This window comes from Pseudomonas sp. GYB4201 (assembly GCF_056312595.1).
Window position 1 is genome coordinate 1 of sequence record NZ_JBWGIG010000034.1, and the last position, 26616, is coordinate 26616.

General features: G+C 67.6%; 29 protein-coding genes and 1 tRNA gene. 18 read left to right on the forward strand and 12 right to left on the reverse strand.

Annotated elements, in window-relative coordinates; translation table 11 throughout:
* Positions 1–202: 202 nt before the first annotated feature.
* Entirely contained in the window at positions 203–1378 is a 1176-nt protein-coding gene (locus AC0Z2B_RS25110) for an MFS transporter (RefSeq protein ID WP_476300201.1), read from the reverse strand.
* A gap of 94 nt (positions 1379–1472) precedes the next feature.
* On the opposite strand from AC0Z2B_RS25110, the gene AC0Z2B_RS25115 reads away from it, so the two are divergent.
* On the forward strand, positions 1473–2369 hold the full coding sequence (locus AC0Z2B_RS25115; protein ID WP_476300203.1) for a LysR family transcriptional regulator: 897 nt from the start codon (positions 1473–1475) through the stop codon (positions 2367–2369).
* 152 nt (positions 2370–2521) lie between these two features.
* Positions 2522–2597, forward strand: a tRNA-Phe gene (locus AC0Z2B_RS25120).
* Between the two features lie 53 nt (positions 2598–2650).
* Here AC0Z2B_RS25120 and AC0Z2B_RS25125 read toward each other — a convergent pair.
* Positions 2651–3571 (reverse strand): LysR substrate-binding domain-containing protein, encoded by a 921-nt coding sequence (locus tag AC0Z2B_RS25125; RefSeq protein ID WP_476300205.1) that lies wholly within the window; start codon positions 3569–3571, stop codon positions 2651–2653.
* A 97-nt stretch (positions 3572–3668) separates the two neighbouring features.
* On the opposite strand from AC0Z2B_RS25125, the gene AC0Z2B_RS25130 reads away from it, so the two are divergent.
* Positions 3669–4601 (forward strand): DMT family transporter, encoded by a 933-nt coding sequence (locus tag AC0Z2B_RS25130; protein ID WP_476300207.1) that lies wholly within the window; start codon positions 3669–3671, stop codon positions 4599–4601.
* A gap of 92 nt (positions 4602–4693) precedes the next feature.
* Here AC0Z2B_RS25130 and AC0Z2B_RS25135 read toward each other — a convergent pair whose 3' ends face one another.
* Positions 4694–6418, reverse strand: a complete 1725-nt coding sequence (locus AC0Z2B_RS25135; RefSeq protein ID WP_476300209.1) for an ATP-binding protein — start codon at positions 6416–6418, stop codon at positions 4694–4696.
* Positions 6419–6514: 96 nt separating this feature from the next.
* Here AC0Z2B_RS25135 and AC0Z2B_RS25140 point away from each other — a divergent pair, with 96 nt between their 5' ends.
* The gene (locus tag AC0Z2B_RS25140; protein ID WP_476300211.1) at positions 6515–6991 is read left to right on the forward strand and encodes a VOC family protein; all 477 of its coding nucleotides are present in this window, start codon (positions 6515–6517) and stop codon (positions 6989–6991) included.
* Here AC0Z2B_RS25140 and AC0Z2B_RS25145 read toward each other — a convergent pair.
* The 3 genes from AC0Z2B_RS25145 to AC0Z2B_RS25155 all read right to left on the reverse strand — a co-directional run bounded on the left by AC0Z2B_RS25145 (position 6981) and on the right by AC0Z2B_RS25155 (position 9068).
* Positions 6981–7892 (reverse strand): DMT family transporter, encoded by a 912-nt coding sequence (locus AC0Z2B_RS25145; RefSeq protein WP_476300213.1) that lies wholly within the window; start codon positions 7890–7892, stop codon positions 6981–6983. The genes AC0Z2B_RS25140 and AC0Z2B_RS25145 overlap by 11 nt on opposite strands.
* A gap of 77 nt (positions 7893–7969) precedes the next feature.
* Positions 7970–8659, reverse strand: coding sequence for an AraC family transcriptional regulator (locus AC0Z2B_RS25150; RefSeq protein ID WP_476300215.1), 690 nt, complete (start codon positions 8657–8659; stop codon positions 7970–7972).
* Positions 8660–8852: 193 nt separating this feature from the next.
* Positions 8853–9068 carry a hypothetical protein gene (locus AC0Z2B_RS25155; RefSeq protein WP_416423995.1) on the reverse strand — a complete coding sequence of 72 codons (216 nt, stop codon included), beginning with the start codon at positions 9066–9068 and terminating at the stop codon, positions 8853–8855.
* Between the two features lie 141 nt (positions 9069–9209).
* Here AC0Z2B_RS25155 and AC0Z2B_RS25160 point away from each other — a divergent pair, with 141 nt between their 5' ends.
* Positions 9210–9938, forward strand: coding sequence for a glycosyltransferase family 2 protein (locus AC0Z2B_RS25160; protein WP_476300217.1), 729 nt, complete (start codon positions 9210–9212; stop codon positions 9936–9938).
* On the opposite strand, the gene AC0Z2B_RS25165 is transcribed toward AC0Z2B_RS25160, so the two are convergent.
* The 3 genes from AC0Z2B_RS25165 to AC0Z2B_RS25175 form a co-directional block, all read right to left on the reverse strand.
* Positions 9925–11265, reverse strand: a complete 1341-nt coding sequence (locus AC0Z2B_RS25165) for an OprD family porin (protein WP_476300219.1) — start codon at positions 11263–11265, stop codon at positions 9925–9927. The genes AC0Z2B_RS25160 and AC0Z2B_RS25165 overlap by 14 nt on opposite strands.
* Before the next feature lie 64 nt (positions 11266–11329).
* Positions 11330–12862, reverse strand: coding sequence for an MFS transporter (locus tag AC0Z2B_RS25170; RefSeq protein WP_476300296.1), 1533 nt, complete (start codon positions 12860–12862; stop codon positions 11330–11332).
* A gap of 11 nt (positions 12863–12873) precedes the next feature.
* Positions 12874–14082 carry an aspartate transaminase gene (locus tag AC0Z2B_RS25175; RefSeq protein WP_476300221.1) on the reverse strand — a complete coding sequence of 403 codons (1209 nt, stop codon included), beginning with the start codon at positions 14080–14082 and terminating at the stop codon, positions 12874–12876.
* 358 nt (positions 14083–14440) lie between these two features.
* On the opposite strand from AC0Z2B_RS25175, the gene nac reads away from it, so the two are divergent.
* The 12 genes from nac to AC0Z2B_RS25235 all read left to right on the forward strand — a co-directional run bounded on the left by nac (position 14441) and on the right by AC0Z2B_RS25235 (position 24153).
* Entirely contained in the window at positions 14441–15337 is an 897-nt protein-coding gene (nac, locus tag AC0Z2B_RS25180; RefSeq protein ID WP_476300223.1) for a nitrogen assimilation transcriptional regulator NAC, read from the forward strand.
* A 213-nt stretch (positions 15338–15550) separates the two neighbouring features.
* Entirely contained in the window at positions 15551–15970 is a 420-nt protein-coding gene (locus AC0Z2B_RS25185) for an acetyl-CoA carboxylase biotin carboxyl carrier protein (RefSeq protein ID WP_476300226.1), read from the forward strand.
* The gene (accC, locus tag AC0Z2B_RS25190) at positions 15970–17322 is read left to right on the forward strand and encodes an acetyl-CoA carboxylase biotin carboxylase subunit (RefSeq protein ID WP_476300228.1); all 1353 of its coding nucleotides are present in this window, start codon (positions 15970–15972) and stop codon (positions 17320–17322) included. The genes AC0Z2B_RS25185 and accC overlap by 1 nt, the downstream gene beginning before the upstream one ends.
* Positions 17319–17990 (forward strand): 5-oxoprolinase subunit PxpB, encoded by a 672-nt coding sequence (gene pxpB, locus AC0Z2B_RS25195; protein WP_476300230.1) that lies wholly within the window; start codon positions 17319–17321, stop codon positions 17988–17990. Before accC ends, pxpB begins: the two co-directional genes overlap by 4 nt.
* Positions 17987–18946 (forward strand): 5-oxoprolinase subunit C family protein, encoded by a 960-nt coding sequence (locus AC0Z2B_RS25200; protein WP_476300233.1) that lies wholly within the window; start codon positions 17987–17989, stop codon positions 18944–18946. Before pxpB ends, AC0Z2B_RS25200 begins: the two co-directional genes overlap by 4 nt.
* 10 nt (positions 18947–18956) lie before the next feature.
* Positions 18957–19352 carry an acetyl-CoA carboxylase biotin carboxyl carrier protein gene (locus AC0Z2B_RS25205; RefSeq protein ID WP_476300236.1) on the forward strand — a complete coding sequence of 132 codons (396 nt, stop codon included), beginning with the start codon at positions 18957–18959 and terminating at the stop codon, positions 19350–19352.
* A gap of 10 nt (positions 19353–19362) precedes the next feature.
* Entirely contained in the window at positions 19363–20133 is a 771-nt protein-coding gene (locus tag AC0Z2B_RS25210; protein ID WP_476300238.1) for a LamB/YcsF family protein, read from the forward strand.
* A gap of 94 nt (positions 20134–20227) precedes the next feature.
* Entirely contained in the window at positions 20228–20980 is a 753-nt protein-coding gene (locus AC0Z2B_RS25215) for an SDR family oxidoreductase (RefSeq protein WP_416424007.1), read from the forward strand.
* A 106-nt stretch (positions 20981–21086) separates the two neighbouring features.
* The gene (locus AC0Z2B_RS25220; protein WP_476300241.1) at positions 21087–21788 is read left to right on the forward strand and encodes an amino acid ABC transporter permease; all 702 of its coding nucleotides are present in this window, start codon (positions 21087–21089) and stop codon (positions 21786–21788) included.
* Between the two features lie 6 nt (positions 21789–21794).
* Positions 21795–22538 carry an ABC transporter permease subunit gene (locus AC0Z2B_RS25225; RefSeq protein ID WP_473006502.1) on the forward strand — a complete coding sequence of 248 codons (744 nt, stop codon included), beginning with the start codon at positions 21795–21797 and terminating at the stop codon, positions 22536–22538.
* Between the two features lie 23 nt (positions 22539–22561).
* A complete protein-coding gene (locus tag AC0Z2B_RS25230) occupies positions 22562–23290 on the forward strand; it encodes an amino acid ABC transporter ATP-binding protein (RefSeq protein ID WP_475504862.1) in 729 nt (242 codons plus the stop codon).
* Positions 23291–23319: 29 nt separating this feature from the next.
* Positions 23320–24153, forward strand: a complete 834-nt coding sequence (locus AC0Z2B_RS25235) for an ABC transporter substrate-binding protein (protein WP_476300243.1) — start codon at positions 23320–23322, stop codon at positions 24151–24153.
* Between the two features lie 163 nt (positions 24154–24316).
* Here the strand turns inward: AC0Z2B_RS25235 and AC0Z2B_RS25240 are convergent, their stop codons facing one another.
* Entirely contained in the window at positions 24317–24451 is a 135-nt protein-coding gene (locus AC0Z2B_RS25240; protein ID WP_475504821.1) for a hypothetical protein, read from the reverse strand.
* 120 nt (positions 24452–24571) lie between these two features.
* On the opposite strand from AC0Z2B_RS25240, the gene AC0Z2B_RS25245 reads away from it, so the two are divergent.
* The gene (locus tag AC0Z2B_RS25245) at positions 24572–24976 is read left to right on the forward strand and encodes a cupin domain-containing protein (protein WP_476300245.1); all 405 of its coding nucleotides are present in this window, start codon (positions 24572–24574) and stop codon (positions 24974–24976) included.
* Positions 24977–24994: 18 nt separating this feature from the next.
* On the opposite strand, the gene AC0Z2B_RS25250 is transcribed toward AC0Z2B_RS25245, so the two are convergent.
* Positions 24995–25822 (reverse strand): ABC transporter ATP-binding protein, encoded by an 828-nt coding sequence (locus tag AC0Z2B_RS25250; RefSeq protein ID WP_476300248.1) that lies wholly within the window; start codon positions 25820–25822, stop codon positions 24995–24997.
* The gene (locus tag AC0Z2B_RS25255; RefSeq protein WP_475504818.1) at positions 25810–26613 is read right to left on the reverse strand and encodes an ABC transporter permease; all 804 of its coding nucleotides are present in this window, start codon (positions 26611–26613) and stop codon (positions 25810–25812) included. Before AC0Z2B_RS25255 ends, AC0Z2B_RS25250 begins: the two co-directional genes overlap by 13 nt.
* Between the last annotated feature and the right edge of the window lie 3 nt (positions 26614–26616).

The following is a 26616-nucleotide window of genomic DNA, read 5'->3' on the forward strand; positions in this document are numbered from 1 at the left end:
ACACTGAAGATCTCCAGTGTGGATTCGGGCCAGCGCAGCCTTCGGCAGCGGCTACGCGGCAGGGGTGTCAGCGGCGGCAGCGGCTACGCGACGGGGTGTCAGCGGCGGCAACGTGGTAGCCGCTGCCGCCAGGCTGCGCTGGCCCTTGAGTACACTGAAGATCTCCAGCGTGGATTCGGGCCAGCGCAGCCTTCGGCAGCGGCTACGCGGCAGGGGTGTCAGCGGCGGCAGCGTACTGGGCGCGCCAGGTCATGGCCAGCACCATCAGCAGTCCCAGCGCGCCCATGCCGGCGCCCGCCAGGGAAATGGCCGGGTAGCCCAGGCCCGCGTTGATCACCGCGCCACCCAGGGCGGCGCCAATGGCGTTGCCGAAGTTGAACGCGCCGATGTTCACCGCCGAGGCCAGGTTGGGGGCGTCCTTGGCCGCTTCCATCACGCGCATCTGCAGCGGCGGCACCAGGGCGAAGCTCGCCGCGCCCCACACCAGAATCGCCACTGCAGCCGCCAGCGGCCAGCGCATCAGCACCGCGAAGGCCAGCAGCACCACGATCAACACCGCCAGCGAGACGATCAGCGTGCGGTCCACCGAGCGGTCGGCGGCTTTGCCACCCCAGATGTTGCCCAGGGTCAGGCCGATGCCGAACAGCACCAGCATGCCGGTGATGAAGTTGGTGGAGGCGTGGGTGGCGTCGCGCAAAATAGGCGCGATGTAGGTGAACACGGTGAACATGGCGCTGGAACCCACCACGGTCAACGCCAGCGCCGACAGCACCGGGCCGCGGCCCAGCACGCGGATCTCCGCCATCAGGCCATCACCCTTGGGCGCCGGCACGTTGGGCAGGGCGTACCACAGCGAGGCCATGGCCACCGCACCCAGGCTGGCAATGCCCCAGAACGCCGTGCGCCAGCCGAAGGTTTCGCCGAACCAGGTGGCCAGGGGCACGCCGCCGATGGTCGCCAGGGTCAGGCCCATGAACATGGCGGCCACGGCGCCGGCGCGCTTGTCCGGCGGCACCACGCTGGCGGCGACGATGGAGCCGATCCCGAAGAACGCGCCGTGGTTGAGCGAGGTCACCACCCGCGCCATCAGCAGGGTTTCGTAGTTGCTGGCCAGGGCTGACAGCAGGTTGCCGAGGGTGAAGATCGCCATCAGCCCGATCAGCAGCTGGCGGCGTGGCACGCGGGCGGTGGCCAGGGTCATCAGCGGCGCGCCGATCAGCACGCCCAGGGCGTAGGCGCTGACCAGCAGGCCGGCAGTGGGAATCGACACGCCCAGGTCGGCGGCAATGCCCGGCAGCATGCCCATGGGCGCGAACTCGGTGACGCCGATGCCAAAGGCGCCGATGGACAGAGCGATTAACGGTGGATTGATACGCATAGGTTACTCCTCATCTATGCGGTGAATGCTACGATCGAGGCTTTTACAGCGGTAGTCCCAGTTCGGGACCAACACCTTTGCGTAGGAAGCACAAATGGACATCACCGGGCGTTCGGGGGAAATCGACGTGTTCGTCAGGGTGGCCGAGGCCGGCAGCCTGTCGGGCGCGGCGCGGGCACTGGGGCTGACGCCGTCGTCGGTCAGCCGCATCATCGCCCGCACCGAGCAGCGCCTGGGCACGCGGCTGCTGATCCGCACCACCCGCGCCATCACCCTCACGGCTGAAGGCGAGGCCTACCTGCGCGGCGCGCGGCGGATTTTGGCGGACCTGGCCGAGGTCGAGGACGCCATCACCGACCAGGGCGTGCCGCGCGGCCGGCTGCGGGTCAGCGCCGCCCTGGCCCATGGCCGGCAGACCATCGTGCCGCTGGTGGCGGCGTTCAGCGCCCGTTACCCGGCCATCTTGGTGGACCTGATGCTGGGCGACGAGGTGGTCGATATTCTCGCCGGCCAGGCCGACGTCGCCATCCGCTTCGGCCAACTGGCCGACAGCCCGCTGACCGCGCGGCTGATCGGCGACACCGGCCAGGTGGTGGTGGCATCCCCCGAGTACCTGGCCCGCTGCGGCACCCCGCAGGTGCCCGAAGACCTGCTGGCGCACAACTGCCTGCGCTTCAACTTCCGCCGCGCCACCAGCGACTGGCCGTTCCGCCGCGACGGCGAGGACTTCGCTTTGAAAGTCAGCGGCACCATCGAAGGCAACAGCGGCGAGGCGCTGGCGCAGCTGGCCAGCCTGGGCGCGGGCATTGCGCGCATCGGCGCCTTCAGCGTGGCGCAGCAGCTGCGCGACGGCACCTTGGTGCCGCTGCTGGAAGCCTACAACCCCGACGACCGCGAGCCGATCCACGCCGTCTTCATCGGCGGCGCGGCCATGCCAGCCCGCGTCCGCGCCTTCGTCGACTTCCTAGTGCAGCACCACCCCACCCCGTAGCAGTTGCCGCAGGCTGCGTCCAAACCTGGGAAAATGCGGGACGCAGCCTGCGGCAGCTGCTACGGGGTTTACGTAAGTTTCGGTATTTGTTGTATTTTTTTTTGTTTTGGCGCTTGACGCATGGGCTGAAAACACGTTTAATGCGCCCCGTTGCCCAGATAGCTCAGTCGGTAGAGCAGAGGATTGAAAATCCTCGTGTCGGCGGTTCGACTCCGTCTCTGGGCACCACAACTTCCGAAACCCCTGATTGCCGCAAGGCGTCAGGGGTTTTTTGTTGGCCGTCATTCCTGCATCGACGCCAGCAGCCACTCGCGAAACACCGCCGCGCACGCCGAGCGTCCGCGGTGCTTCACCGACACCAGGTATTCGCCCTTGCCGGTGCGGCATTCAAAATCCGTCACCCGCTGCAGTTCGCCCCTGGCCAACGCCTCATCGGCCATGAACGACCATGCCAGGCCAATGCCCATGCCTTGCTGCACGGCGCGGTAGGCCAGGGTCAGCTGGTTGAACACCGGCGCCTTGTCCCGTGGCGTGTAGTCCACGCCCAGGTGGCCGAACCATTGCGGCCAGTCCATGCATTGCCAGGCGCGGGTGTCGATCTGCACCAGGTTGGCCTTGGCCAGCTGCGCCAGGCTGTCGATGGCGGCCACGTCCAGGCCGGGGTGGGCCACCGGATAGACGATCTCCGGCAACAGGAAATCGCTGTCCAGGGTCGCCCAGGCGCCGTCGCCGTACAGCACGCCCAGGTCGAAGTCGTTGAGGCTGGTGTCGTCGAATTCGTTGATGGCGTGCACGTGCACGGCGATGTCGGGGTAGACCTTGTTGAACTCGATCAGCTTGGGGAACAGCCAGAACTGCGCCAGGGCGTGGGTGGCCAGCACCGACACGGCGTTGCTCTGGTGCACGTTGCGGATGCGCGTGACGCTCTGGTACAGGGTGCCCAGCAGCACGTTGACGGTCATCAGCAGCTCGTCGCCGGCACCGGTCAGGGCCACACCGCGCGGCTTGCGCTCGAACAGCGGCACGCCCATGGCGTCTTCCAGCTGGCGCATCTGTTTGCTCACCGCGCTTTGGGTGAGGAACAGCTCACCCGCCGCGGCGGTGAAGCTGGCGTGGCGGGCCACGGCCTCGAAGGTGATCAGGGTTTCCAGCGGCGGCAGGGTACGCAGGTAACGGTTGATGATGAGGGTCCTCGCAGGCATTCCCCTGGGGAATGGGTAGCCCACTTTTTATCGCAGGTGACGGGCGCTGTCCACGGCTAGAATCGCGCCATTAGCGTTAACTGCCAGAGTCGAGACAATGAACCGTGGGATAGTGTTTGCCGTGTTGGCCGGGGCCATCTGGGGCGGGGTGATCATCGCCCCGTCGTTGTTGCCCGAGTTCAACGCGGTACTGATCAGCAGCGTGCGTTTTGCCTTGTACGGGCTGTTTTCGTTGCTGGTGGCGCTGCCCATGGCCGGGCGCCTGCTGGCGCGGCTCAAGCGCCGCGACCTGTCGATGCTGCTGCGCCTGTCGCTGACCGGCAACGTGCTCAACTTCGCCCTGCTGGGGGCCTCGGTGCAGCTGAGCGGGGTGACCACGGCGGCGCTGATCAACGGCATGCTGCCGGTGGCCATTACCTTCCTGGGGCGCGGCGACGCCGGTTCGCTGCCGATGAAGCGGCTCAAGCTGCCACTGCTGATGGTATTCCTCGGCATCGTATCGGTGAGCCTGCAGCACGCCGGCGGCCATGCTGGCGGCACCTCCCTGGGCCGCCAGCTGCTGGGCCTGGCCTGCGGCCTGAGTGGCGTGGTGTGCTGGTCGTGGTACGCCACCCACAACGGGCGCTACCTCAAGCACAGCCACTTCAACAGCAGCGAGTGGTCGACGCTGCTGGGCATCGTCACCGGCGGCGTTGCCGTGGTGGTGGGCGCGCTTGCCCTGTTGCTGTTCCCCAACCTGGTGCCGGCCCAGGTGGACCACGATCGTTGGATGACCTTCCTGTGGGTAAGCCTGTTCCTGGCGCTGTGCGGCTCGTGGCTGGCCAACAGCCTGTGGAACGCCTGCTCGCGGCGCATGGCCAGTTCCCTGAGCGGGCAGATGATCGTCTTCGAGACGCTGTTCGCCTGTGTCTACGGTTTCGTCTACGGCCAGCGCGCGCCGGGGCTGATGGAGCTGGTGTCGATCGCGCTGCTGGTGGGCGGCGTGGTGTGGGCGGCCCGCCGGCACCAGCACGCCCATATAGCCTCGTAGCAGCTGCCGCAGGCTGCGTCCGGGCACCGCGCAAATCCGTGTCGTACGTGGACGCGGCCTGCGGCCGCTGCTACAGGCGCCGCGTGGCGGGGTTACGCAGCGGTAATGGCGGTGTTGATGCGGCTGGCCAGGTCTTCCATGGTGAACGGCTTGGTCAGCAGGTGCATGCCCGGCTCGAGCTGTTGCGCCCAGGCCTCGGCGTTATGGGCGTAGCCGGTGATGAACAGCACCTTGAGCCCAGGGCGTAGGCTGCGGCCGGCGTCCGCCACCTGGCGGCCGTTGATGCCGCCGGGCAGGCCGACGTCGGTGACCAGCAGGTCGATCCGCCGGCTGGACTGCAGAATGTCCAGGCCGCTGGCGCCGTCGGCGGCTTCCAGGGCGGTGTAGCCCAGTTCGTCCAGCACTTCGATGACCAACATGCGCACGGTGGGTTCGTCGTCGATCACCAGCACGGTCTCACCCTGTTCCGCGTGGGGCAGCGGCGCCGGTGGCAATGGCGCCTGGGCGTCGCCCAAAGCTTCGCGCGAGCGCGGCAGGTACAGGGTCATGGTGGTGCCCTGGTCAGGCTGCGACTGGATGTGCACGCTGCCGCCGGACTGGCGCACGAAGCCGTAGATCATCGACAGGCCCAGGCCGGTGCCCTTGCCCGTGGGCTTGGTGGTGAAGAACGGGTCGAAGGCGTGGGCCATGACGTCGCTGCTCATGCCACTGCCGGTGTCGCTGACGCTCAGGGCCAGGTACTCGCCGGGCACCAGGTCGCGCTCGCGGGCGGCCTTGGCGGCCAGTGTGCAGTTGCGGGTCTGGATGCCCAGGGTGCCGCCCAGGGGCATGGCGTCGCGGGCGTTGATGCACAGGTTGAGCAGGGCGTTTTCCAGCTGGTTGGCGTCCACCTGGGTCAGCCACAGCGGCTGTTCGCTGTGGAGGTCCACCTGTACGGCCGGGCCGACGGTGCTGCGGATCAGCTCCAGCATGCCCAGCACCAGGCGGTTGGCGTCGGTGGGCGTGGGGTCCAGGGTCTGCCGGCGCGAGAAGGCCAGCAGCCGATGGGTGAGCGCCGCGGCCCGCCGTGCGGCGCCCAGGGCGGCGTCCAGGTAGCGCCCGGTTTCGGCGACGCGGCCCTTGGCGATGCGCAGGCGGATCATCTCCAGGCTGCCCATGACGCCGGTCAGCAGGTTGTTGAAGTCGTGGGCCAGGCCGCCAGTGAGTTGGCCCACGGCTTCCATCTTCTGGCTTTGGCGCAGCTGCTGTTCCAGCAGGCGCTGGGCGGTCATGTCGACGCCCACGCCGGTGCGCCGCACGGGCTCGCCGGCGGCGTTGAAGTAGGTGTGGCCGCGCGACAGCACCCAGCGCACCGAGCCGTCGGGGTGGACGATGCGGTATTCCAGCTCCAGGTCGCCGCTGTTGACCAGGCCGCCGGCCATGGTCCGGCGCAGCGCGGCCAGGTCGTCGCCGTGCACGTTGGCAAGAAAGTCCGTGCGCTTGATGCCCTGGGCGCCCTGCACCGGGTCGATGGCGTACAGCTCGCTGATGCCGGCGTCGCAGTAGAAGCAGTCGTTGGCCACCTCGTAGGTCCACACGCCCACGCCGCTGACGGCGGACAGGGCCAGGCGGGCGAAGTCCATGGAGTCGTGCAGGGCGGTCTCGCGCGGCTGTTCGGCGGTGACGTCGCGCGCCTCGGAGGGCGCGGTGTGGAGGATCTGCTGCGCCGCCTGGCGGGCGTCCTCGACGCTGGCGTAATGCCCCTCGCGCACCTGGTTCTCGAGCAGGCTGCGCAAGGCGAGGTCAAGGGCGAGGTCCCGTGGGGCCCGGTAAGGCATGCGCGGCTTCTCGGCTGGAAATGGCTGAGCGGCAATTATCACACAACCGCGCAAGCTACGCTTCAGGGGTGGACTCATTGCCTGGAGCGCACTGCCATGAACAAGAACACCCTTTGCCTGTGGTACGACGGCGAGGCGCTGGACGCCGCGACTTTTTACGCGCAAACCTTTCCAGACAGCGCGGTGGGCGCGGTGCACCGCGCGCCCTCGGACTACCCGGCGGGCAAGGAGGGCGACGTGCTGACGGTGGACTTCACGGTGATGGGCATCCCGTGCCTGGGCCTCAATGGCGGCCCAGGCTTTCCCCACAGCGAGGCCTTTTCCTTCCAGGTGGCCACGGAGGACCAGGCCGAGACTGACCGCCTGTGGCACGCCATCGTCGGCAACGGCGGCCAGGCCAGCGAGTGCGGCTGGTGCAAAGACAAGTGGGGGCTGTCCTGGCAGATCACCCCGCGGGTGCTGACCGAGGCGTTCACCGGCAGCGACCGCGAGGCCGCCCGGCGCGCGTTCGAGGCGATGATGACCATGGGCAAGATCGACGTCGCCGCCATCGAGGCCGCGATCAAGGCGTGAGCCGGTGGCGCTGGTGGCTGCGCAGGCACCAGGCCACGCCCACCACCAGCAGCACCATGGCGACCACCTCCTGGCTGTCCGGCCAGCGCTGCTCCCAGAGGAAGCCCAGCAGCAGCGCGCTGAGGGTTTCGATCACCAGCACCTGGCCGCTCAAGGCCAGGGGCAGCAGGCGGCTGGCCTGGTTCCAGAAGGCGCCGCCGATCACCGAGGCCAGCAGCGCCACCCCGGCGGTGACCAGCACGGCGTGCAGGTCGATAGCGGCCAGGTGGCTGCCCAGCACCGGCACGGCCAGCAGCAGCGCCAGGGCGCCGGTGACCACACCGGTCAACAGCGCCCAGTCCTGGGCCGACACGGCGGTCAGCGCCAGGCGCCGGGCGTTGCTGACCGCGTACCAGCTCCAGGTCAGCAGCGCGCCAAACGCGCACAGCAGCCCGACGACGCTGCCCAGCGCGGCGCCGTGCATGGCGTGCAGGCTGATCAGCGCCACCCCTGCGGTGGCGCACGCCAGCGAGGGCAGCAGCCGGGCGAAGGGCACGGCGCCGGCGTCGCCACGGCCGGCAAGCGCTACCAGCACCGGGATCAGCCCGACCACCAGCGAGGTGGTGGCCACGCCGACCCGCTGCACGGCGCTGCCCACCAGCGCGTAATAAATCAGCGTGCCAACCAGGCTCAGCCAGCACAGCGCCCGCCAGTCGGCGCGAGTCAACTGCGCGCGCACCTGGCGCCAGCGCGGCAGCAGCAACGCCAGGGAGAACAGCCCGTAGGCAAGGAAACGCAGTACCGCGAATTCAAGCCCCGACAGCTGCGGCGTCAGCGCCGGGCCAAGAAAGATCACGCCCCAGCACATGCCCGCGGCGACGCCGTAGCCAATGCCCTTGGCCAAGGATGGATGAGTTGTCATGCAGCAACCGCCTGATGGAAAGGGCCGCAGTGTGCCGGCTGCGCGCTTCGGCGTATTGGCCCAGGCTGTCGACGCCTTTACCCAGGCTGGCGCGCGGCGTGGCGGTAGGCCGCCGGCGTGGTGTCGCACAGGCGGCGCATGGCCCGGGTGAGGGCGGCCTGGTCGCTGAAACCGACCTTCAGGGCGATATCGGCGAGTGGTAGGCGGCTCTCGGCCAGCCAGCGGCAGGCATGGCGCATGCGCAGCTGCGCCAGCCACGCCTGGGGCGCTTGCGCGTAGCGCTCGGCAAAGCGCCGGTGCAGCTGGCTGACGCTCATGGCGGCGACCCGGGCCATGGCCTCGTTGCTCCAGGCCTGGCCGGGGTCGGCTTCCAGGTGTGCCAGCAGGCGGTCCATGCCGCTGGCCGGCTGGCCGGCGTCACGGCCCAGGCTGTCGAGCAACAGCGGCAGCAGGTGTGGCGCACTCTGGGGCAGCCCCTGTGCGCCGAGCAGGTCGGCGAACTCGATCAGGCGGCGGGTGGCGGCGGACACCGGCACGTAGGTGCGGCGTGCCAGGGCCTCGAGGGTGCGTGCCTCGAACCAGCCGTTGGGGCAGTCCAACACCAGGAAGCGGTTGGCGCCGTCGGCGCGCTGGCCGTGCTCAGCACCGGGGGCGATCAGCGCCGCCAGCGACAGGTCCAGGCGCGCGCCACGGCCCTGCACTTCCATCTCCATGCCGCCGGCCACGGCAGCACCAGCTGGGTAAAGCCGTGCTGGTGGTGGGCGCATTCGCCGCTGTAGCTACGCAGGTCGAGGGATGGGGTCACGGCAGTGTTCCAGCCAGCGGAGTGGGGTCGAGGTGAATAGCATGCCACGCACTCGGCAAGACGCCAAACCTGTAGCAGCGGCCATAAGGCCGCGTCCGGCCGCACCACGGTATTGGCACCGGACGCAGCCTGCGGCAGCTGCTACGGGTGTGAGGTCAGTTGCCGTCGGCGACCTTGCGTTCGATTTCGGCGGTTTTCTTTTGCAGGGTCTCGGCGTCCTGCTCTTTGGCGCGGGTGGATGAAGGGGTGATGACCTCATCGACGCCACGGGTGTCGTCGTCGCGGTCTTCCAGGTCGCGCTTCACCACGTTCACCGGTTTGCCGGAAGTGTCGGTGGGCGGGGCGTTTTCGGGGCGGTTGTCGGTGCTCATGATGGTCTCCTGGGGTGTATGCACGGTTGAACCGCCCCAAGGCCAATGGTTCGTTTTTTCTGCCGGCGAAATTTTTTAAACCTTCTTCAAGGCGCCCGGGTCGATTGGGAACAGGCGGGCTCGGGCAGAAGAGGGCGACTCATGATTGGTGTGGTGATTCCGGCGCACAATGAAGCAAGCTACATCGCCCCTTGCCTGGCCTCGATCCAGGCGGCGGCGCGGCACCCGCAGCTGGCGGGCATGACGGTAAAAGTGCTGGTGGTGCTCGACCACTGCAGCGACGAAACCGGGTTGCTGGCGGCTGCGGCCGGGTGCGAGGTGCTGGAGGTGGGCTTTCGCAACGTCGGCAAGGCGCGGGCCTTCGGCGCCCAGGCGTTGCTCAACGCCGGCGCGCAATGGCTGGCGTTTACCGATGCCGACACGCGGGTGCCGGGCGACTGGCTGGCGCGCCAACTGGCGTTCCAGGCCGATGCGGTGTGTGGCACGGTGGCGGTGGACAGCTGGGCCGAGCACACCGAGCAGGCGCGGGCGAAGTACCTGGCGGGGTACCGGTTCGAGGAGGGGCACCGGCACATCCATGGCGCCAACCTGGGGCTGAGCGCCGAGGCCTATGCCAGGGCTGGCGGTTTCCAGCACCTGGCGGCCCATGAAGACGTGCAGTTGGTCGCAGACCTTGAGCGCATCGGCGCGCGCATCGTGTGGACGGCAACCACCTCGGTGGTCACCAGCGCGCGCCGCGATTTCAAGTGCCGCGAGGGGTTTGGCGAGTATTTGTTGTCGCTGCAGGACGCCGCCTTCGGCAGCTGCTACGGGGCGTGTAGCAGCGGCCGCCAGGCCGCGTCCGAAGGCGACCCGGTCAGAACAGATTGATCGGGTAGGTGACGATCACCCGGTGCTCGTCCTGGTCGCGCACGCCGGGAAACTCGGTGCGCATGGAGGCGTGCCGCAGCGCCACGCTGAGGTCCTTGGCCGGGCCCGATTGCACGGTGTAGGTCAGGGTCAGGTTGCGCTCCCACTCACTCTTGTCGCCAGTGGCGGTGCGCGCGCCCGAGCCGCTTTCGTACATGCCCAGGAAGGTCAGGCCCGGCACGCCCATGGCGGCGAAGTCATAGCCGTAGCGCACCTGCCAGGTGCGTTCGCCGGCGCGCTGGAACTTGCCGATCATCGACTCGGTGATGAAGTACGACGTCGAGCCGTCGCCCTGGTTCAGCCACACCGCATCGCTGTCGCCGGTCACCTGCTGGTAGCCGGCGGCGATCGTGTGTGGGCCCACCAGGTAGGTGAACAGCGCGCTGGACAGCTGGCTGTCGACCTTGCCCTTGGTCACACCGTCGCCGTAGTAGCCGGCGGTGTAGTAGTCCGGGTCATTGTCGTTCTTGCCGGCCGAGCTGTTGTTGAAGTAACGCAGGTCGGTGCGCAGGGTGCCGGGGCCCACCTTCCAGTTGTTCACCAGGCCCAGGAAGTGCTGGTTGTAGAAGTTCTCCAGGCCGCCGTAGTAGTACTGCAGCAGCAGGTCGGGGGTGGCTTTCCAGTCGACGCCGGCGTACTGGAACTTGTGCACGAACTTGCCGGTGAGGCGGCTGTTGGAGCCGGGAATGGACATGCCCATCTGGTTGGTCGACCCACGGCCCTTGACGCTGTCCAGTTGGCCGGCGATGAAGGTGAAGTGGTCGAGGTCCTTGGACTGGATCTGCTCGCCGTTGAAGGTCTGTTGCAGCAGGCGGTCGGTGGACATCACCACCGGCAGCATCGGCACCAGGGTACCGGCGCGCACCTCGGTCTTGGCGAAGCGCATCTTCGCCGTGGCGCCCAGGCTGCCGAACTCATCGGCGGCGCGGCCGTTGTCGGTGGGGAAGATGTTGCCGTTGTAGGCGGTGCCCGACGGGTTGTAGTGGGTGCCCTTGCCCGAGTCCAGCTTGATGCCGAGCATGCCAATGGCGTCCACGCCGAAACCGACGGTGCCGGGGGTGTAGCCGGACTTGAAGTTGAGGATGAAGCCCTGGCCCCATTCCTGGGTGTAGTTGGGGTTGGCGGCGCCGCTGCGGTTGTCGGCGTTGCTGAAGAAGTTGCGCGCCAGCAGGGTCGCGGTGCTGTCCTCGATAAAGCCTTCGGCGTTGCTTGGTTGCGCCATGGCCAGGCCGCACAGGCCGGCCAGAATTGCGGGTGCGCGGTAAGCTGCGCGATTCAAGAGCACCATCGGGAATTCCTCATGCTGTAGTCAATGTTGTGAGAGGCAGGTGCAGGGGCGGCAGTTAAGGTTTTTATTGTTCTTCAGGAGCAACAGGTGCGGCGGCGCGGGTCAGCGCCACCGGCGGCAAGCGGTACAGCACCCACAGGGCCAGCACGCCCAGGCCGGCGCACAGCAGCAGGCCGCTGCCCAGCGCTTGCGCCAGTGCCTGGCGGGCCAGCTGCAGCAGCGCCGGGTCGCCGCCGGCCTTGAGCAGCACTTGTGGGTCGATGAAGCGGGGCAGGGCGTCGGCCTGGCCGGCGGCGATGAACGCGCCTTGCAGGTGGCTGGCGTACAGCAGTTTGATCAGCACGCCCATCACGGCCGTGCCCAGCAACCCGCCCACCAGGCGCAGCGACTGGGTGAGGGCGGTGGCGATGCCCAGGAACTGCCGCTCGGCCAGGGTCTGGGTGAACACCGTGAGGTTCATCAGGATGAACCCCAGGCCCAGCCCGGCCAGCAGAATCAGCCCCAGCAACGCGTGGAACGAGGCGTGCAGGCCCACCAGCGCCAGCCCGGCGCAGGCCACCAGCAGCACGGCGAAACCTGCCAGGGGAATCAGGTTGGGGTTGCGCAGGTGGGTGATGATGCGGCCGTTGACGATGGCCCCCAGGGTGATGCTCAGGGCCAGCGGCGTGATCAGCAGGCCGGCGTCTTGGGGCGAATAGCCGTAGCTGCCTTGCAGCAGCAGCGGCAGATAGAACAGCAGGCTGAACATGATGGCCCCGGCCAGCAGCGACAGCACGAACAGCAGGCGCACGCTGGGCGAGCGGAACAGCGCGGCCGGCAACAGCGCATCGCTGCAGCGGCGCTCCCAGCACCACAGCGCGACCGCAGCGGCGATGCACACCGCACCCAGTATCGCGCTGCCCCACACCTGGGCCTGGCCCAGCCATTCCACGAACAATTGCAAACTGCCCAGCGCCACCGCGATCAGCAGCGCGCCCAGCCAGTCCAGGCGAATGGCGCGGCTTTGCAGCGGACGATAATGGGGCAGGTAGCGCCAGGCGAAGCACAGCGCCACCGCGCCCAGCGGCAGGTTGATATAGAACACCGAGCGCCAGCCGAAGGCGCCGGTCAAATACCCGCCCAGGCCCGGGCCGATGGCGTTGACCACGCTGAACAGCGCGCTCAGCAGGATCTGCCAGCGCAGGCGCTGGCGGGTGTCGGGAAACAGTTCGGGGATGCAGGCAAACGCAGTGCCGATCAGCATGCCGCCGCCCACCCCTTGCAGGGCGCGGCCCAGCACCAGCACCAGCATGTCGTTGGCCAGGGCACACACCAGCGAGGCCAGGGTGAAGATCACCGTGGCCGCCAGCACGAAGGGCTTGCGCCCGTAGTAGTCGCCCAGGCGGCCGAAAATCGGGATGGTGACGATGGAGGCCAGCAGGTAGCCGGTGGCTACCCAGGCGTACAGCTCGAAGCCCTGCAACTGGGCGACGATGCTCGGCAAGGCGTTGCCGATCACCGTCTGGTCGAGGGCCGAGAGCATCAGCACCAGGGAGAGGCCGAGCATGGCCAGCAAGGCTTGCTTGAAGGTCAGGGCGCTGTGGCTCGGCATCGTCATCATCGAACCCCTTACACCAGCGCCGCGACGGCGGCGGCGATGCGCTGGCAGCCGGTTTCCAGGGTCTCGATGGCCGAGGCCGTGGACATGCGGAAGAACGGTGCCAGGCCGTAGGCGCTGCCGGGAATCACCGCCACGCCCTGGCTTTCCAGCAGGTAGAGGATGAAGTCGCTGTCGCTGGCCAGCACCTGGCCTTGCGGAGTGCGCTTGCCCAGCACGGCGCCACAGTTGACGTACAGGTAGAAGGCGCCTTCGGGCGGAATGCAGCTGAGGCCGTCGATGGCGTTGATCAGTTCCAGGCAGCGGTCGCGGCGCTGGCGGTACACCGCGCGGCTTTGCTCGATGAAGCTCTGGTCACCGTTGAGGGCGGCCACCGCGGCAGCCTGGCTGACGCTGCAGGCGTTGCTGGTGGACTGCGACTGCAGGGTGGCCATGGCGGTGATCAGGTCGGCGGGGCCGGCGCCGAAGCCGATGCGCCAGCCAGTCATGGCGTAGGACTTGGACACGCCGTTGATCACCAGCACGCGGTCCTTGAGCCGCGGTTCCACGGCCAGGATGTGGGTGGCGGGGCGGTCGTCGTAGCGGATGTGCTCGTAGATGTCGTCGGTCATCACCAGCACGTCGGGGTAGTCCAGCAGCACGTCGGCCAGGGCGCGCAGCTCCTCGGCGTGGTACACGGCGCCGGTGGGGTTGCTCGGCGAGTTCAGCAGCAGCCAGCGGGTGCGCGGGGTAATCGCGGCACGCAGCTGCTCGGCGGTGAGCTTGAAGTGGTGTTCCTCGGTGCAGGCCAGGGTCACCGGCTCGCCTTCGCAGGCCAGCACCATGTCCGGGTACGACACCCAGTAGGGCGCGGGAATCAGCACCTCGTCGCCCGGGCCCAGGGTGGCGGAGAAAGCGTTGTAGATGGCGCTCTTGGCGCCGTTGGTGACTACTACCTGAGACGGCGTGTAGGCCAGGCCGTTTTCACGCTGCAGCTTGGCAACGATGGCCTGGCGCAGTTCCGGGGTGCCGGCGTTCTGGGTGTAGCGGGTGTCGCCGTTGTCGATGGCGGCGCAGGCGGCCTGGCGGATGTGCGCCGGGGTGTCGAAGTCGGGCTCGCCCACCACCAGGTTGATGATCGACTTGCCGGCGCGGCGCAGTTCGTTGGCGCGGTCGGCAGCGGCGCTGCTGGGCGAGGGTTTGATGCGGTGCACTCGGGCGGCGATGCGGGAAGCGGTCACGGGGGAGTCCTCGGTGGTGGCCTGATGACGGCTACGTTACGAGGCGAGGCGGCGGGGCTGATAAGACAAGTTTGTTCTGGTTTGATAGGCACAGCTTATGACCGCTTGGTGCATGGGGTGCACCAAGATGGTGCTATGGCGTATTTGCGGGGGATGGGCGGGTTTAGTGGAGCCTCTTGTCCTGATGCCATATCAAAGACTTATGGTGGGGCCATCGCGAGCAAGCTCGGCTCCTACCGGTAGGAGCCGAGCTTGCTCGCGATGAGGCCCTGAAGTGCGACACATGACCACCCAGTCAAAACATGGCCCGCCTCTTGCTCTATCAGGTGTTATCCACCTGCCAGAGTGTGCCACCCACGTGAACCTGCGCCGTTTGAAGTACTTCGTGAAGATCGTCGATGTCGGCAGCCTGACCCAGGCCGCCGACGTGCTGCACATCGCCCAGCCAGCCCTGAGCCAGCAGCTGGTCACCCTGGAGGCCGAGCTGCAGCAGCAGTTGATCATCCGCACCAAGCGCGGCGTCACGCCCACCGAGGCCGGCAAGGTGCTGTATGGCCACGCGCAGCTAATCCTGCGCCAGTGCGAGCAGGCTCAGAGCGACGTCAACGCCACCGGTTTCGCCTTGTCCGGCCAGGTGTCGGTGGGCCTGGCCCCGGGCACTGCGGCCTCGGCGCTGTCGCTGCCGCTGTTGCGCCGGGTGCGTGAGCGCCACCCCGGCATCCTGCTGTACCTCAATGAAAACTTTGGCACCACCCTCAGTGAGCTGATCATGAACGGCCGCATGGACATGGCCGTGCTCTACGGCGGCCGCGAAGTGCACGGCCTGACCTTCGTGCCGCTGTTGCGCGAGCAGCTGTACCTGGTGAGCGCCGACCCCGAGCTGCAACGCCGCGACGAGATCGGCCTGGCCGAAGTGGCCGAGCTGGAGCTGTTGCTGCCGCGCACCTACAACACCATGCGCCGCCTGGTGGACGAAGCCTTCCTGAAGATTGGCCTCAGCGCCCGGGTGATCGCCGAGGTGGAGTCTTCCACCACCCTGGCCACCGCCGTCAGCGAGCATTTTGGTTCCACCATCCTCCCCGAGTCCGCCGCCCGCGCCCTGGTGGCCGTGCACGAGGCGCACCTGGTGCGCATCACCGCGCCGGACATCGAGGCGCCGCTGGCGCTGTGCCTGTCGGGGCATTTGCCGCTGTCGGTGCCGGCCCAAGCGGTGAAGGCGATCTTGCTGGAGTTGATTGCCGAGATGCGTGGGTAACGCCGCCGTAGCCGCTGCCGTCAGGCTGCGCTGGCCAGTCTGAACCCTGAAGACCTTCAGCGAGGTACAGGGCCAGCGCAGCCTGGCGGCAGCGGCTACGCGATGGTCATAAGCGACCCTTATCTCTCCACAGCCAAACCGTCTTGGCCGTGTTTTTGTGCGCTCGATAGAGTTCATCCAGCCACTTTTACTATTCACGGCAGGGGCCATTGCATGAACCCGGAACGCATTAAAGCGCTGATCGACCTGATGGCCGAATCCGACCTCAGCGAGCTGAGCCTCAACGAAGGCGACACCCAGCTGCGCCTGCTGCGCGACGGCCAGCCCGTGGCGGCCGTCGCTCGCCCGCTGACGGCGACAGTTGCCGCCGCCACCCCGGCACCCAGCAGCGACACCTTTGAAGCCAGCGCCGCCCTCTACGGCGTGCTGCACCTGACCCCCGCGCCCGACCAGCCCGCGTTCGTGCAGGTGGGTGACGCGGTAGAGGCCGGCCAGACCCTGGCCGTGGTGGAAGCCATGAAGATGTTCCACCCGCTGAAGGCCGAACGCGCCGGCGTCGTGCGCGCCATCCTCGCCGCCAGCGGTGAGGAAGTCGCCGCCGGCAAGCCGCTGTTCCGCCTGGAGGCCGTGTGATGTTCGATACCGTGCTGATCGCCAACCGCGGCGAGATTGCCCTGCGCATCCTGCGTGCCTGCCAGGGCCTGGGCCTGAAGACCGTGGCCGTGTATTCGGAAGCCGACCGCGACGCCCGCTACGTGCAGCTGGCCGACCAGGCCATCTGCATCGGCCCCGCGGCCCCCGGCCAAAGCTACCTGGACCACGCCGCCGTGCTGTTCGCCGCCGAACTCAGCGGCGCCCAGGCCATTCACCCCGGCTACGGCTTCCTGTCCGAGAACGCCGCCTTCGCCGAGCGCGTCGAGCAGGCCGGCCTGACCTTCATCGGCCCCAGCGCCGCGTGCATCCGCACCATGGGCGACAAGGTCTCGGCCAAGCGCGCCATGCGCGAAGCCGGCGTGCCCTGCGTGCCGGGCCCCGACACCAGCATGCCGGACGACGCCGAGAGCATCCTGGCCATCGCCCACGACATCGGCTACCCGGTGATCGTCAAGGCCGCCGGCGGCGGTGGCGGGCGTGGCATGCGCGTGGTGGAGCAGGAGGCCGCGCTGCTCGACGCCATCAACCTGACCCGCGAAGAAGCCCGGCGCGCCTTCGGCAACCCGGAGCTGTACATCGAGAAATTCCTCGGCCAGCCGCGCCACGTGGAAATCCAGGTGCTCTGCGACGCCTACGGCAATGCCTTGTGGCTGGGCGCGCGGGACTGCTCCCTGCAGCGCCGCCACCAGAAAGTGCTGGAAGAAGCGCCGGCGCCTGGCATCGACCCCGCGTTGGTGGCCAAGGTCGGCGAGCGCTGCGCCGCCGCCTGCCGGCAGATCGGCTACGTGGGCGTCGGCACCTTCGAGTTCCTCTACGAGCACGGCGAGTTCTACTTCATTGAAATGAACACGCGCCTGCAAGTGGAGCACCCGGTGACCGAGATGACCACCGGCATCGACATCGTCCAGCAGCAGATCCGCATGGCCCAGGGCGAGCGCCTGATGCTGACCCAGGCCGACATCGGCGTGCATGGCCACGCCCTGGAATGCCGCATCAATGCCGAGGACCCCGACACCTTCATGCCCACCCCGGGCCAGGTGGGCCGCTGGGAAATCCCCGGTGGCTACGGCGTGCGCGTCGACAGCCACGTCAGCCACGGCTACCGCGTGCCGCCGTACTACGACTCGATGGTGGCCAAGGTCATCACCCACGGCGCCACCCGCGACGAGGCCCTGGCGCGCATGCGCCTGGCGTTGAGCGAGATGCGCGTGGAAGGCATCAGCACCAACATCGCGCTGCACCGCGACATTCTCCAGGACCCCGGCTTCTGCGAGGGCGGCGTCGACATTCACCACCTTGAACGCTGGCTGCAACAGAGGACCGCATCATGAGTGCCATGCACATGGACGCCACCCCGCGCATCAGCCTGCTGGGCACCACCGCGCTGCTGCTCGAAGCACCGGGCAGCCTCGACCTGCCGCCGCAGCAACGCATCTGGGCCCTGGCCCGCCTGGCCCAGGACTGGGGCGGCGTGGCCGAGGCCGTGCCGGGCATGAACAACCTGATGCTGACCTTCGCCACCCCGCCGCGCGACCTGCAGGGCCTGCAAAGCCGGTTGCTGGAGGCCTGGGAGCAGTGCCAGCCGCTGCCGCTGGAAGGCCGCATCATCGAACTGCCGGTGATCTACGGTGGCGAGCATGGCCCGCACATGGCCGACGTGGTCGCCCACACCGGCCTGGACATCGAGACCATCGCCAACCTGCACGCCGAGCCGCTGTACCCGGTGTACGCCCTGGGCAGCCACCCCGGCTACTGCTACCTCGGCGGCATGGACCCGCGCCTGGCCACGCCGCGGCGCCAGGTGCCGGTGCTCAGCATCGGCGCTGGTGCGGTGTCGATCGGTGGCGTGCAGACCGGCGTGTCGGCCTCGGCCGGCCCCAGCGGCTGGAACACCATTGGCCACACCGACATGGTGTTCTTCGACGCCGAACAATCGCCCCCGGCGCTGCTGCAACCCGGCGACCACATCCGCTTCCGTATCGAGAGGATCATTCGATGATCGAGATCATCAGTGCCACCGCCCTGGCCACCGTCCAAGACCTGGGGCGCCACGGCAGCCTGGGCTACGGCGTGGGCACCTCCGGGGCCATGGACAGCCTGTCGCTGATCCTCGGCAACCTGCTGCTGGGCAACGAGGAGGGCGCGGCCGCCATCGAGATTCCGCTGTTCCCGTTCGAGGCACGTTTTATTGAAGCCTGCGCGTTTGCCGTGACCGGTGCCGCCTGTGGCGCCACCCTCGACGGCCAGGCGCTGCCGCCCAACTGGGTGGCCCAGGCCAGCGCCGGCCAGGTGCTGAAGCTCAATTACCCCTCCGCCGGCAGCCGCGCCTACCTGTGCCTGGCCGGTGGTGTCGACGTCCCTGAGGTGCTGGGTTCGCGCAGCACCCAGTTGCGCGGCGAATTCGGTGGCCTGAACGGGCGCATGTTGCAGCAGGGCGACCGCCTGCCTGCAGGCCGCCGCGGCGACGCCGGCAACAGCGACTTCGGCGTCAGCCTGGCGACCCGCGCCTTGCCCCTGGAAGTGGACGGCGTGCCGGCCATGCGCGTGCTGCCCGCCGCCGAATACGACTGCTTCAGCGCCGAGGCGCAAGCGGCGTTCTGGGCCGGGGAGTGGAAGGTCACCACCCAGAGCAACCGCTACGGCTACCGCCTGGAGGGCCAGCCGCTGCTGCCGGAAAAGCCCCTGGAGGTGCGCTCCCACGGCATCGTCCCGGGCGTGATCCAGGTGCCCCACGGCGGCCAGCCGATCATCCAGATGCGCGACGCCCAACCCAGCGGCGGCTACCCCAAGTTTGGCACGGTGATCGAGGCCGACCTCTGGCGCCTGGGCCAGGCGCCCATTGGCAGCCGCGTGCGCTTTATCCATTGCAGCTACGAGCAGGCCCTGGACGCGCTGGAGGCCAACCGCGCCTTCCTCGACGCCACCCGCCGCCTGCTGACCTTGCACAGCCTTTGAGGAACCTGCCATGAACATCAAGGAAATCCGCCAGTTGGCCGGCTGGCTCGGCGCCGCCAACCTCAGCGTGCTGCACATCCAGCGCCCCGGCTTCGACCTGCTGCTGCGCCGCGGGGCGGCGGCTGCTCCCGTGTTGCACGTTGAGCCGCCAGCCCGCGTCGAAGTGCCCGTGGCGTCGATCAAGGCCAGCGGCCCGGGGCTGTTCTTCAGCCACCACCCCGACGAGCGCGCGCCCTGGGTCAAGCCCGGCGACAGCGTGCGCAACGGGCAATTGGTGGGCGTGCTGCAGATCGGCCATTTGCTGCTGCCGGTGCGCAGCCAGCAGGACGGCCAGGTGAGCGCCGTGCGCGCCGCCGAAGGTGAACAGGTGGGCTACGGCCAGCCGCTTTTCGACCTGGCCGGCTGAGGAGGCCCTTATGCGTATCGACTTGAACGCCGACCTGGGCGAGGGCTTTGGCCCGTGGACCATGGGCGAAGACCAGGCGCTGATGGAAATCATCTCCTCGGCCAACGTGGCCTGCGGTTTCCACGCCGGCGACCCGCTGATCATGGACACCACGGTGCGCCGCGCCAAGGCCCTGGGCATCGACCTCGGCGCCCATGTCGGCTACCCCGACCTGCAGGGCTTCGGCCGCCGCGCCATGAACATCGACGTGGCGGAGCTGGCCACCTACGTGGTCTACCAGCTGGGCGCCCTGGCGGGCATGGCCGCCGTAGCGGGCTACCGCATGAGCCACATGAGCTTCCACGGCGCGCTGGGCAACCGCGTGGCCGCCGACGCCGCCATGGCCGACGTGCTGGTGGGTGCGGTGGCGCAGTTCGACCGCAGCCTGATCATCAGCTCGTCCAGCAGCCAGGCCATCGAGGCCGCCGCCGACCGGCACGGCCTGCCGGTGGCCACCACCTTCCTCGCCGACCGCGCCTACGACGCCCAGTGCCTGCTGGTGCCGCGCGGCACGCCCGGCGCGGTGATCAAGGACCCGGCCCAGGTGCGCGAGCGCGTCGCCCAGCTGTTGCAGGACGGCACCGTCACCACCCTCGACGGCCAGCGGGTCAAGGTCAACGCCAGCTCCATCCTGCTGCACGGCGACACGCCGGGCGCGGTGGACCTGGCCCGCGACCTGCGCGCGTTCATCGAAGGGCAGGGCGCCGTCATCACCCCGATCAGCCAACTGGTGCGGTCATAAGCGCACCTTATTGCCACACAACCAATGCGTCTTGGCCGGTGCGAGCGGTGCTCGGTACAGTCCAAGGCAGACGCAGGATTCAAGGAGTTTCCCCATGCCATTTTCCGATTACAAAACCGCGCTGGTCACCGGCGCCTCGTCCGGCATCGGCGCCGCCGTGGTCGAGCGCCTGTGCGCCGAGGGCATCGAAGTGCACGCCCTGGCCCGCAGCGCCGACAAGTTGGCGGAACTGGCCGAGCGCACCGGCTGCATCGCCCACCCCATCGACGTCACTGACCTGGCCGGGCTGACCGCGCTGTTCCAGCGCCAGCGCTTCGACATCCTGGTCAACAACGCCGGCGTCGACCGCCCGGGCTCGCTGCTCAAGGCCGACGCCGAAGGCATCGACCTGCTGGTGGACGTCAACCTGCGCGCGGTGCTGCACCTGGCGCGCCTGGCGCTGCCGGGCATGGTGGAGCGCGACTGCGGCCACATCATCAACATCAGCTCCATTGCCGCCGCCTACAACTTCGGCGGCAACGCCACCTACCACGCCACCAAGGCGGCGGTGAGCATGCTTTCCAAGCAACTGCGGGTGGACGCCTTCGGCAAGCGCGTGCGGGTCACCGAGATTTGCCCGGGGCGTGTCGCCACCGACATCTTCGCCCACGTGCACGGTGATTCCGAGGAGGTGCGCAAGCGCTTCATCGAGGGCTTCGAGCTGCCGGAAGCCAAGGACATCGCCAACGCGATTGCCTTTGCCATCGCCGCCCCGGTGTCGATGAACGTCGGCCACATGGAAATCACCCCGACCCTGCAGGTGCCCGGCGGCCTGTCCACCGCGCGGCCCCAGGAGTGGCAGGGCTGAAGCGCCGGCCTGCGAAGAAGAACGGCCCTAGCCGTCATTGCTGCGCCCGCGTCGGGTTCGCCCCGGCGCCTTGCTTCTGCCCCACGCCAGTCGATGGGAATTGACCATGACGCACGCCTTCAATCTTGCCGCGATTCTGCACGGCGAATACGCCGAGCTGATCCTCAAGGGCATTGGCATGACCCTGCAGTTGGCGCTGTTCGCCTGGTGCCTGGCCATGGTCCTGGCCCTGCTGCTGGTGTCCATCCGCCTGACCGGCAACCAGTACGCCGAGCGCCTGGTGGCGGCCTACGTCTCCTACCACCGCAACGTACCCACCCTGGTGCAACTGATGCTGTGGTACTTCGGCATCCCCACGCTGCTCAGCGACAACACTCAGGTGTGGCTGGCCAACTACAGCAGCGAATACCTGTTTTCCATCATCGCCCTGGGCCTGTGCCAGGCGGCGTATTTCAGCGAGGACATTCGCAGTGGCCTGCGCGCCATTCCCAACGGCCAGACCGAGGCCGCCCGTGCGCTGGGCCTGGGCTACGTGCGCTCGCTGCGCTACGTGATCCTGCCCCAGGGCGTGCGCAACTGCCTGCCGTCGTTGATCAACCACAGCGTGCTGCTGTTCAAGAACACCAGCCTGGCCATGGCCATCGGCGTGGTGGAGCTGACGTACGCCACGCGCGAGGTGGAGAACTACACCTTCCGCACGTTCGAGTCGTACCTGGTGGCCACGGTGGTGTACCTGGTGTTCTCGCTGTTGCTGATGGGCGCTGGCGCCCTGGTGGCGCGGCACTTCAGCAAAGCCCTGGCGAGGTAGGCGGCCATGTTCGATTTGTTCAAGATTGTCCACGACAACTGGCCGCTGTTCCTCATCGGCCAATACCCCCACGGCCCCCTGGGCGGCCTGGCCAGCACGCTGATTCTGGCGGCCGCGGCCCTGGTGCTGGCGTTCCCCCTGGGCCTGCTGCTGGCGCTGGCGCGGGTGTCGCCATGGCGCTGGCTGCGTTACCCGGCCACGGTGTGGGTGTACGTGCTGCGCGGCATCCCGCTGTTGATGGTGATCTTCTGGACCTACTTCCTGGTGCCGCTGCTGATCGGCCACAACATCACCGGCTTCACCACCATGCTCTGCACCCTGGTGGTGTACCAGAGCGCCTACCTGTGCGAGATCATTCGTGGCGGCATCCAGGCGTTGCCCGGTGGCCAGTACGAAGGCGCGCGGGCCCTGGGCCTGGGCTATGTGCGCACCACGCTGTGGGTGATCCTGCCGCAGGCGCTGTACAACGCGCTGCCCAGCCTGATCAGCCAGTTCGTTTCGATCATCAAGGAGACCTCCCTGGGCTATGTGATCAACGTGCAGGAGGTGACGTTCGCCGCCAACCAGGTCAACAACCAGCTGCTGACCAAGCCGTTCCAGGTGTTCTTTATTCTTGCCATTACGTATTACGTACTGTGTTACGGCCTGACCCGCCTGGCCGGCGTGCTTGAAGGGCGCATTGCCCGCAAGCGCCTGGGCCAGGCCACGCCGGCCGCCCCGCAGGCTTCCCTGCTGACCACCGATAACTGAAGAGGGTTGCCTTCATGCATCCGATGATCATGTTTTCCAGCATCAACAAATGGTACGGCGAGTACCAGGCGCTCACCGACGTCACCGCCGAGGTCAAGCGCGGTGAAGTGGTGGTGCTGTGCGGGCCCTCGGGCTCGGGCAAGTCGACGCTGATCCGCACCGTCAACCGCCTGGAAGACATCCAGAAGGGCCAGATTCTGTTCGACGGCCAGGACGTCAACGGCACCGACGCCAACCTCAACCGCCTGCGCAGCCGCGTCGGCTTCGTGTTCCAGAGCTTCAACCTGTTCCCGCACTTGTCGGTGCTGGACAACATCATTCTCACGCCCACCAAGGTGCGCGGCCTCAAGGCCAGCGAGGCCCGCGCCCACGCCATGCAGTTGCTGGACCGCGTGGGCCTGGCGCACAAGGCCCAGGCCTACCCAGCGCAATTGTCGGGCGGCCAGCAGCAGAGGGTGGCCATTGCTCGCGCGCTGGCCATGGAGCCGCCGGTGATGCTGTTCGACGAGCCCACCAGCGCCCTCGACCCGGAAATGGTTGGCGAGGTGCTGAGCGTGATGAAGGGCCTGGCCAAGGAGGGCATGACCATGATGTGCGTGACCCACGAAATGAACTTCGCCCGCGAGGTGGCCGACACCATCTGGTTCATGGACGCCGGGCAGATCCTGGAAAAAGGCACGCCCGAGCAGTTCTTCAGCCAGCCGTCCCACCCGCGTGCGCAGCGTTTCATCGCTGACTTGCGTGCCCACTGAATTCACCTTGATTGAACTGGAGTAAGCCCATGGCTATGAACAAACTGATGGCGGCACTGGCGTTGGCCCCCTTGGCAATCTCGGTGGCCCAGGCCGACCAGCTGGCCGACGTGATGGCGAAGAAGAGCCTGAGCTGCGGCGTCTACGCCGACGTACCGCCGTTCTCCGCGCCCGACCCGCAGACCCGCGAGCTGGTGGGCATGGACGTCGACCTCTGCACCGCGCTGGCCAAGCGCCTGGGCGTGGCCCTGGAGCTCAAGCCGATGTCGGTGGAGGCGCGCATTCCGGAGGTGAAGATGGGCCGCGTCGACCTGATCTTCGCCAACCTGGCCTACACCAAAAGCCGCGCCGAACAGATCCAGTTCAGCGACCCGTACTACATCGCCAAGGAAACCCTGGTGGTGCGCGCGCCCAACGCCGACCAGCCGCGCGAGTTCTTCGCCGGCAAGAAAATCAGCTCCACCAAGGGCTCCACCTCCGAGCAGTCGATTCGCATGGCCAACGCCACCCCGGTGACCTTCCAGGACACCGGCTCGGCCTACATGGCCCTGCAGCAGAACAAGGTGGTGGGCCTGGTGACCAACACCATGACCGCCATCAAGCTGGTGGGCCAGGCGAAGGAGGGCGGGGTGAACCTGGCCATCGCCAAAGACCCGATGGCCCTGGAACCCATCGGCGCCGGCATGCGCCAGGGCGAACCGGCGTTCCTGGCCAAGGTCAACGAAGCCCTGCGCGCCATGGACCAGGCGGGCGAGATCGACAGCATCTGGAACCGCTGGATCGGCCCTGAAACGCCTTACAAAATGGTCCGCGAAGACAAGGTGCAGAGCCTGGCGCAGCTGAAGTTCGAGCCGTTGCCTTAAGCCCGGACGCGGCCTGCGGCCGCTGCTACAGGGCCCTTTGTACCTCGTCTATCGCGTCGCCTGCATCGCGGCCAAGGCCGGCTCCTACCACGTACGGCGTAGGAGCCGACTTTAGTCGCGATGTCGTTGCTACAGGTGCGTGTAGCAGCGGCCGCAGGCCGCGTCAGGCCACACTGCAAATCCAGTGATGGTCATGCCGGTAAGGCGCGCGCGTGAACTTCACGTCGCGCACCAGAATGAGCCCGCGTTGCTGCAAGGCCACGGTAAGTTCTGCCAGTGTGTCTGCTTCGAGCGTCATGGGAATTGCCTCGTCAGATTACCTGTACATAGGTCTTGACCGGCCGCTTGACGCGGTAATTCATTTTTTCTCAGGTATCCTGTCGTCTTTGTTTTTCGTATTGGAAAGGGAACCCCCACGATGTTCGGTTTCAATGGCAAGACTTGTGCTGTATTGGCCGCCTCCCTGGCAATCGGCGGCTGCGCCTCGATGGCCCCTGCGGCCAAGCCCGCCGCCGGTTCGCGTACGGTGTTGCAGCACGTGGTGTACCCGGCAGGCTACGAGGTGAACGTGATTCGCATCGTGCTGCCGGCCAACACCAACTCCCCGCACCACACCCACCCGGGCCTGGAGTCGGGCTACGTGGCCCGTGGCTCGGTGACCATCGCCATCGATGGCCAGCCCGAGCATGTGCTGCACGCCGGTGACACCTTCGAGACCCCGGCGAACGCGCCGCACATCGTCAAGAACGGGCCGCAGGAGACGGAGATCGTCAGCACCTACATCACCGAGCTGGGCAAGCCGTTGACGCACGTGTTGCCGTAACCGTACCGCCGGGGTGTTTCAGTGAGCGTCGTCGTGCAGCAGGTGGAAGATCTCGCGCTTCATGCGGATGAAGTCCGCGTCCATCACCATGTCCAGGTTGCGCGGCCGCTCGATCGGCACGTCCAGCACCTGCTTGATGCGCCCGGGCCGTGCGCCCATGACGAAGATGCGGTCGCCCAGCAAAATCGCCTCGTCAATGTCGTGGGTCACGAACAGCACGGTCTTCTTGCTGTGTTCCCACACCTTCAGCAACAGCTGCTGCATCTGCAGCCGGGTCTGGCTGTCCAGTGCGCCGAAGGGTTCGTCCATCAACAGAATCTGCGGGTCGTTGGCCAGGGCGCGGGCGATGGCCACGCGCTGCATCATGCCGCCTGACAGCTGCTTGGCGTAGTTGTCGGCGAAGCGATGCAGGCCAACTTCATTGAGGTAGAACTCGACGATGTCCTTGCGCTCGGCCGCCGGCATGCCCCGGCGTTTCAGGCCGAACTCGATGTTCTGCCGCACCGTCAGCCAAGGGAACAGGGTGTAGCTCTGGAACACCATGCCGCGGTCGGCGCCGGGGCCGTCCACCTGCTGGCCACCGACGTAGATGGCGCCGCTGGTAGGCTCGGCGAGGCCGGCCGTGAGGTACAGCAGGCTCGACTTGCCGCAGCCCGATGGCCCCACCAGCACCGCGAACTGCTGGTCGGGCACCTGGAACGACACCTGTTCCAGCGCGGTGAAGGTATCGCCCGAGGGCGTCTTGTACTGCAGGCAGACCTTGTCCACCTGCAGCCGCGGCGCGGCGCTGGCGGCCGGGGCCACGGGCGTGACCAGCCGGGGTGAGGTTGCGGTTACTGAGCCCATGCGGCCACCTTTATGCGCAGGAAACGGAACAGTTGATCGGTGATCAGGCCCAACAGGCCGATGACCGCGATCGCCAGGAAAATCACGTCCACCTGGAAGCCACGCATGGCCTTCAGGCTCAGGTAGCCCAGGCCACTGGAGGCGGCCACCAGCTCAGCCACCACCAGGTAGGTCCAGGCCCAGCCCATGGTCACCCGCAGGGTGTCGAGGATGCCCGGCACCGAGGCCGGGGCGATCACGTGCACCACCGCGTCGACGCGGCTGGAACCCAGGGTGTACGAGGCATTGATCAGGTCCTTGGAGATGCCCTTGGAGACGTCGGCGATCATCACCAGTTGCTGGAAGAACACCCCGAAGATGATGATCGACACCCGCTGTTCCAGGCCGATGCCGATCCACAGGATGAACAACGGCACGAACGAGGTCACCGGCAGGTAGCGGATGAAGTTCACCAGCGGCTCCAGGAACGCCTGCACCACGCGGAAGCTGCCCATCAGCAGCCCCACCGGCACGGCGACGATCGAGGAGACCACGAAACCGACCATCACCACCTCGACGCTGGCCCACACGTGGGTGCCCAGGGTGCCGTCGCGCGCCAGGCGCACGGCGGCGTCCCACACCGCGCCGGGGCTGGGAAGGAACATCGCCGGCACCACGCCGCCGTAGGAGAGGAAGGCCCACAGGCCGATCAGCAGGATCCAGGCCAGGCCGCTGGCGCTCCACACCACCTGCACCGGCAGGCTGGTCTTGGGCGTGAGGCAGCGGTTGAGCCATGAGTTGCGCTTGGACATGCC

Excerpts from the sequence above, each read along its gene's own strand:
- AC0Z2B_RS25210 (WP_476300238.1), top strand. The coding sequence starts at position 19,363 with ATGCGTATCGACTTGAACGCCGACCTGGGCGAGGGCTTTGGCCCGTGG.
- AC0Z2B_RS25110 (WP_476300201.1), bottom strand. The coding sequence starts at position 1,378 with ATGCGTATCAATCCACCGTTAATCGCTCTGTCCATCGGCGCCTTTGGC.
- AC0Z2B_RS25130 (WP_476300207.1), top strand. The coding sequence starts at position 3,669 with ATGAACCGTGGGATAGTGTTTGCCGTGTTGGCCGGGGCCATCTGGGGC.
- AC0Z2B_RS25235 (WP_476300243.1), top strand. The coding sequence starts at position 23,320 with ATGGCTATGAACAAACTGATGGCGGCACTGGCGTTGGCCCCCTTGGCA.
- AC0Z2B_RS25170 (WP_476300296.1), bottom strand. The coding sequence starts at position 12,862 with ATGACGATGCCGAGCCACAGCGCCCTGACCTTCAAGCAAGCCTTGCTG.
- AC0Z2B_RS25185 (WP_476300226.1), top strand. The coding sequence starts at position 15,551 with ATGAACCCGGAACGCATTAAAGCGCTGATCGACCTGATGGCCGAATCC.
- AC0Z2B_RS25220 (WP_476300241.1), top strand. The coding sequence starts at position 21,087 with ATGACGCACGCCTTCAATCTTGCCGCGATTCTGCACGGCGAATACGCC.
- AC0Z2B_RS25150 (WP_476300215.1), bottom strand. The coding sequence starts at position 8,659 with ATGCGCCCACCACCAGCACGGCTTTACCCAGCTGGTGCTGCCGTGGCC.
- AC0Z2B_RS25240 (WP_475504821.1), bottom strand. The coding sequence starts at position 24,451 with ATGACGCTCGAAGCAGACACACTGGCAGAACTTACCGTGGCCTTGCAG.
- AC0Z2B_RS25145 (WP_476300213.1), bottom strand. The coding sequence starts at position 7,892 with ATGACAACTCATCCATCCTTGGCCAAGGGCATTGGCTACGGCGTCGCC.
- AC0Z2B_RS25245 (WP_476300245.1), top strand. The coding sequence starts at position 24,572 with ATGTTCGGTTTCAATGGCAAGACTTGTGCTGTATTGGCCGCCTCCCTG.
- AC0Z2B_RS25155 (WP_416423995.1), bottom strand. The coding sequence starts at position 9,068 with ATGAGCACCGACAACCGCCCCGAAAACGCCCCGCCCACCGACACTTCC.
- AC0Z2B_RS25160 (WP_476300217.1), top strand. The coding sequence starts at position 9,210 with ATGATTGGTGTGGTGATTCCGGCGCACAATGAAGCAAGCTACATCGCC.
- AC0Z2B_RS25135 (WP_476300209.1), bottom strand. The coding sequence starts at position 6,418 with ATGCCTTACCGGGCCCCACGGGACCTCGCCCTTGACCTCGCCTTGCGC.
- AC0Z2B_RS25115 (WP_476300203.1), top strand. The coding sequence starts at position 1,473 with ATGGACATCACCGGGCGTTCGGGGGAAATCGACGTGTTCGTCAGGGTG.
- AC0Z2B_RS25125 (WP_476300205.1), bottom strand. The coding sequence starts at position 3,571 with ATGCCTGCGAGGACCCTCATCATCAACCGTTACCTGCGTACCCTGCCG.
- pxpB (WP_476300230.1), top strand. The coding sequence starts at position 17,319 with ATGAGTGCCATGCACATGGACGCCACCCCGCGCATCAGCCTGCTGGGC.
- AC0Z2B_RS25200 (WP_476300233.1), top strand. The coding sequence starts at position 17,987 with ATGATCGAGATCATCAGTGCCACCGCCCTGGCCACCGTCCAAGACCTG.
- AC0Z2B_RS25225 (WP_473006502.1), top strand. The coding sequence starts at position 21,795 with ATGTTCGATTTGTTCAAGATTGTCCACGACAACTGGCCGCTGTTCCTC.
- AC0Z2B_RS25215 (WP_416424007.1), top strand. The coding sequence starts at position 20,228 with ATGCCATTTTCCGATTACAAAACCGCGCTGGTCACCGGCGCCTCGTCC.
- AC0Z2B_RS25165 (WP_476300219.1), bottom strand. The coding sequence starts at position 11,265 with ATGGTGCTCTTGAATCGCGCAGCTTACCGCGCACCCGCAATTCTGGCC.
- AC0Z2B_RS25205 (WP_476300236.1), top strand. The coding sequence starts at position 18,957 with ATGAACATCAAGGAAATCCGCCAGTTGGCCGGCTGGCTCGGCGCCGCC.
- accC (WP_476300228.1), top strand. The coding sequence starts at position 15,970 with ATGTTCGATACCGTGCTGATCGCCAACCGCGGCGAGATTGCCCTGCGC.
- AC0Z2B_RS25140 (WP_476300211.1), top strand. The coding sequence starts at position 6,515 with ATGAACAAGAACACCCTTTGCCTGTGGTACGACGGCGAGGCGCTGGAC.
- AC0Z2B_RS25255 (WP_475504818.1), bottom strand. The coding sequence starts at position 26,613 with ATGTCCAAGCGCAACTCATGGCTCAACCGCTGCCTCACGCCCAAGACC.
- AC0Z2B_RS25250 (WP_476300248.1), bottom strand. The coding sequence starts at position 25,822 with ATGGGCTCAGTAACCGCAACCTCACCCCGGCTGGTCACGCCCGTGGCC.
- AC0Z2B_RS25230 (WP_475504862.1), top strand. The coding sequence starts at position 22,562 with ATGATCATGTTTTCCAGCATCAACAAATGGTACGGCGAGTACCAGGCG.